Origin of the sequence: Streptomyces sp. NPDC059853, assembly GCF_042731495.1 — a bacterium.
Lineage (GTDB): Bacteria > Actinomycetota > Actinomycetes > Streptomycetales > Streptomycetaceae > Streptomyces.
This window is the reverse complement of the sequence record NZ_JBHWJL010000341.1, coordinates 1-5,106: the sequence shown is the minus strand read 5'-3', so window position 1 is coordinate 5,106 and position 5,106 is coordinate 1. Positions and strand designations below refer to the sequence as shown.

The following is a 5,106-nucleotide window of genomic DNA, read 5'->3' as shown; positions in this document are numbered from 1 at the left end:
GGGCCAGGACGGCCATGGCGGCGGCGTACGGATCCCCGACCGTCTCCCGGCGCAGCTCGGTGAACTCCGCCGACTCCACCAGCTCCGTGACGATCCGGTGATGCACCAGCCGTGCCGGGTCCATCTCCGCCGCCTCCCGCACCCGGGGGCCGAGCTTGTAGGCCGCGAGGAACACATCGGTGAGCAGATCGTCCGCGCCCGCGTACCGCCCGGTCAGCTGCGCGGCCAGGTCCCGCAGCCCGGCCGACTGCGCACGGGTGTCGCTCCACGTGAACCGGTCGAACCGGTCGGCGATCACCGCCGCCGCGGCGAGCCCGCCCGCGGCCGCCCCGGCCCCCGCCGCAGCGGTCGCCCCGGTCGCGGTGGTGCCCCGGCCCGCCGTGGCCTCTGCGCCGTCCGCCGCCGCGCCGTTCACGGCTGCACCTGCACCGTCCCGGCGTCCACGCCGAGCGCCTCGGTGAGCACCCGCGCCCGCACCGCCCGCTGGCGGCCGGTGACCCGGTCGATGGTCGCGGTGGACCGCCCCGCGCTCAGCGCCTCCGCGCGGAGCTTCTCCAGCCGCTGACCGGCCATGGCCAGTGGCCCGTGCGCCTTCTTGATGACCCATTCGCTCAGGGCTTCGCGGGACTGCCCGGCCATCGCGTCCAGCTGGGCCTCCAGTTCCTCGATGGTGTCCGCCAGATCCAGCGCCTCCCGGGCGTCCGGGTTGACCAGGTGCAGCACCTCGCGTTCCACGGTGGGGCGTTCGGCGGGGGAGTCCCACAGGACATGGGTGAGCACCGACAGATCGCCCTCGCCGACCGCGGGCCGGCCGTCCAGGAACGCGGACGCCTGGAGCAGACCCACCGCCTGCCGCCAGCGGCGGTCGGAGGCGACGAGTTCCTTGCGGCGCAGCGCCGCCCGCAGCGTGCACACCGCGTCGACGATGGACTCGGGGACCGCCACGGCGGGGACGGACTCGGTCACGGCGTGCTGCAGCGCGCCGAGGGTCACGGTGGTCCTGGCCGCCGGGGCCCGGCGGCCGACGGCGGAGCGCACGAGCGCGGCGAAGTTCGAGGGGTCCGCCAGGTATCCGACCTCGATCCGTACCAGCAGCCGGTCGTAGATCGCCGCCGCCTCCTCGCCGCCGGGCAGTTCGTTGCTCGCCGTGATGGCCCCGATGAGCGGGCAGCGGATCGGGGCGCCGCCGCTCTCGGGGTGGTAGATCCGCTCGTTGAGAAAGCCGAGGGTCTCGTTCAGCGCCGCCGTCGAGCATTTGAAGATCTCGTCGATGAACGCGATGTGCGCGGTGGTCGCCCGCCCCTCGTACACCTGGCGGTACTCGCCCCGCGCCAGCGCCGCCACATCGACGGGGCCGAACATCCGGGTGGGGGCGGTGAACTTCGACAGCAGGATCTCCCAGTAGGCCGCCCCGTCGATCCGTCCGGTGAGTTCCCGGGCCATCTCGGACTTCGCCGTTCCCGGTGGGCCGAGCACCAGCGAATGCTGCCCGGCCAGCAGCGTCACCATCAGGGTGCGGATCACATCGGCCCGCTCGTAGAAGCGGTCCGACAGTTCCTCGCCGATCGCCCGCAGCCGGGCGGCCGTGTCCTGCGCGTCCATGTGCGACTCCCTTGCCCGTGACACCGAAGGGGCTGCCGGGGCGGCCTTCCCCCCGCCCTCGCCCCGCCCCTGCGTCTTGCCCCCGCCGGCCGCGGTCGGCAGCGGTCGCGCCGTGCCGCACCGGTGCCGGCCCGCCGCCCGAGCAAGATAGCGCGGCGGCCGGGAGCCCCTCAGGGGCCCCCGGCCGCCGGGCGTCGTGTCCCATGGCGCGGACGGTCCGTCACCGCCCGGCGCGGACGGACGCCTTGCTCACGCCTCCGACAGGGCGCCCTCCAGGATGTCCAGACCCTCCGTCAGCAGGTCCTCGCCGATCACCAGCGGTGGCAGGAAGCGCAGTACGTTGCCGTACGTGCCGGCGGTCAGTACCAGCAGCCCGGCCCGGTGGCAGGCCACCGCCACCGCGGCCGTGGCCTCGGGCGCCGGCTCCTTGGTACCGGGGTGCACCAGCTCGATGGCCAGCATCGCCCCGCGCCCCCGTACCTCCCCGATCAGCGCGAACCGGTCGGCCAGCGCCCGCAGCCGGGGCTTCATGATCTCCTCGATGCGCCGCGCCCTGGCCGGCAGGTCCAGCTCGCGCATGGTCTCGATCGCGCCGAGCGCCGCCGCGCAGGCCACCGGGTTGCCGCCGTACGTACCCCCGAGGCCGCCGGTGTGCGCGGCGTCCATCAGCTCGGCCCGGCCGGTGACCGCCGCCAGCGGCAGGCCGCCGGCGATGCCCTTGGCGGTGGTGATGAGGTCGGGCACCAGGCCCTCGTCCTCGCTGGCGAACCACTGCCCGGTGCGGCAGAACCCGGACTGGATCTCGTCCGCGACGAACACGATGCCGTTCTCCCGGGCGAACTCCGCCATCCGCGGCAGGAAGCCCTTCGCCGGCTCGATGAAGCCGCCCTCGCCCTGGAGCGGTTCGATGAGCATCGCCGCGACGTTCTCCGCGCCGATGTCCTTGGTGATCAGGTCGATCGCCTGGGCGGCGGCCTCCTCCGCGCAGCGCTCGGGGCCGGTCAGCCAGCGGTACGGGTACGCCACCGGCACCCGGTAGATCTCCGGGGCGAACGGCCCGAAGCCGTGCTTGTACGGCATGTTCTTCGCGGTCAGCGCCATCGTGAGGTTGGTGCGGCCGTGGTAGCCGTGCTCGAAGACGACGACCGCCTGCCGCCCGGTGGCGTACCGGGCGATCTTCACCGCGTTCTCCACCGCCTCCGCACCGGAGTTGAACAGTGCCGACTTCTTCGGGTGGTCGCCCGGGGTGAGCCGCGCCAGTTCCTCGCACACCTCCACGTATCCCTCGTACGGAGTGACCATGGCACAGGTGTGCGTGAACCTCGTCAGCTGTTCGGTGGCCCGGCGCACCACCGCCTCCGCGCTGTTGCCCACCGAGGTGACCGCGATTCCGGAGCCGAAGTCGATCAGGGCGTTGCCGTCGACATCCTCCACGATGCCGCCGCCGGCCCGCTGGATGAACACCGGCAGGACGGTGCCCACACCATTGGCGACCGCCGCCTGCTTGCGGGCCAGCAGCTCCCGTGATTTCGGCCCGGGGATCTCGGTGACGAGGCGCCGCTCCTGGCGCAGGGCGGGGCCGCCGGACAGTTCGGTCAAGCTGCTCATGTGCGCACTCCTCGGTACGAAGGGCTGCTTCTCGCTCTGCCTGGCAGGCTAGGGCCAGCCGCCGGGCCCGGGCATGCACCGCCACGGAGCAGTTGCGCCCGTCACTTGGCCGCGCTGGACATCCGCCTCCCGGGGCCGGCGCCCGCGCATCCGGCCCACCCGCACCGGGCCGGGCACCGGACGGCCGGGATCCGTGGTGCGAACGCCGTTCCCGGCGTTCAGCGCGCTCGATTAGATTGATGACGACGCACAGTCAGCCATCGCGGCGGTCAGGGGGCTTGGGAAGAATGACGACGGACGGCGAGGTACGGCGCACCCCCGTGGTACCGCCGCAGCACACCGCCCCGCCGCTGCCCCGGCAGGAGCCCGCGGAGCCCGCCGCCCCGCCGCTGGTGCGCTGGGCGCGCACGCCGCGGCCGGCCGCCGGCGCCGGCATCTGGCGGCTGGGCCACGTCCCCAAACCGCCGCAGGACCCCAACCGGCTCGGCGACCGCGAACTGCACGGCACCGCCCTGCTGGGCCTGCTGGCTGGCTGGCTGGTGTGGTCGCTGTACGACAACCGCTATCTGCGCGCCGTCGACTGGCCGCTGGACTGGGCCGGGGCGAGATCCTGGGGCCCGACCACCGCCGGGATCAGCGTGATCCACACCTACCAGGTGCTGTTCATCTGCCTGCTGGCGTACGTGTTCGGCCGCCTCGGCCACGCCCCCGCGCTGTGGCGGCGGCACCGCCCCACCGCGCTGCGGCTGCTGGGCCTGCCGCCGGGCACGGAGCCGCTGGAGCGGTCCGTGGTGCTGCGCGCCACCGCGGCGGCGGTCGCCGGCTACGTGGTGTGGACGCTCAGCTTCCGCGGCGTGTGGACGTTCTGGCTGGAGCCGCTGTACGCGCTGGTACCCGACTCCTGGTGGGAGAGCGGCGACACCACGGCCTACACCGTCGCCTACAACCTGTACTACGTGCTCTACGCGCTGCTGCTCGCGCTGGTCCTCGGCCTGGCGGGCGGCTGGGGCGCGATCTGGCGCCGCTACCGCCCGGCCTGGCTGGGCGGGCACGGCGCCGGTACGCCGCGCGACCGGGAGCGCGAGCGGCTGGCGGAGTGGAGCGAACTGCGCGAGGCGGGTGCGGCCGGCGCCGCCGATCACCTCGCCGACGAGATGCGCAACGGGGCCATGAGCGACGTGGACTACGCGCGCATCGAGTACGCCTGGCGCGCGGTCCGGGCCCGGCCCACCGCCCTGGAACAGTTCGCGGCCTCCGCGCTCAGCGACGGCGCCGGGGCGTTCGTCCACCCCTCCGGGCACCGCGATCTGACGGTGCGCACCGCACGCCACGACCTGCTGACCCGGCAGGTGTGCATCGGCCGCGCGGTCGACGAGGAACGCAACCCCTACGAGCACCGCGGCGAGGAGATCGCCCTCGACCCCACGGTCCTGGGCACCTCGCTGCTGGCCGTCGGGCCGCCGGGCTCGGGGAAGACGGGGCGGGTGATCCGGCCGGTCACCGAAGCGCTGTGCCTGCACGCGCTGACCGGGCAGGCCGCCGTCGTCGCGGTCGGCACGGCGCGCAGCGCGCTCGGACCCGACGACGCGTTCGACATCATCGTGCGGATCGGCGACGAGCGGTCCACCCACGTCCTGGACCCGTACGGCGGCGCGGCCGACACCGACGAGGCGGCGGCGCTGCTGGCGGAGGCCCTGGTCGGCGACACCGAAACCGACCCGCGGACCGCCGCCGCGGTACTGGCCCAGCTCATCGGCCCGTTCCAGGCCGCCTACGGCCACTTCCCCGGCATACCGGAGCTGCGCGCCATGCTGGACGGCGCCCCGGCACTGCTGGCCACCCTGCGCGAGGACCTGGGCCACGCCGGGGCGTGGAGCCAGCAGCGCGAGCTGGACG

Annotated in this window: 3 protein-coding genes and 1 pseudogene; 1 reads left to right on the top strand and 3 read right to left on the bottom strand. The window is 74.3% G+C overall.

What is annotated here, in order from left to right:
• The 3 genes and pseudogenes from ACFV5N_RS24460 to gabT form a co-directional block, all read right to left on the bottom strand.
• Positions 1-415 (bottom strand): annotated as a pseudogene (locus ACFV5N_RS24460) (hypothetical protein); the annotation flags it as partial.
• The gene (locus ACFV5N_RS24455; protein WP_385603736.1) at positions 412-1,602 is read right to left on the bottom strand and encodes an AAA family ATPase; all 1,191 of its coding nucleotides are present in this window, start codon (positions 1,600-1,602) and stop codon (positions 412-414) included. The pseudogene ACFV5N_RS24460 and the gene ACFV5N_RS24455, both read right to left, overlap by 4 nt.
• 249 nt (positions 1,603-1,851) lie before the next feature.
• Complete coding sequence (gene gabT, locus ACFV5N_RS24450) at positions 1,852-3,210, bottom strand: 4-aminobutyrate--2-oxoglutarate transaminase (RefSeq protein ID WP_385603733.1); 1,359 nt, start codon at positions 3,208-3,210, stop codon at positions 1,852-1,854.
• Between the two features lie 287 nt (positions 3,211-3,497).
• On the opposite strand from gabT, the gene ACFV5N_RS24445 reads away from it, so the two are divergent.
• The coding region (locus ACFV5N_RS24445; protein WP_385603730.1) for an ATP-binding protein at positions 3,498-5,106 on the top strand (1,609 nt) is incomplete at its 3' end.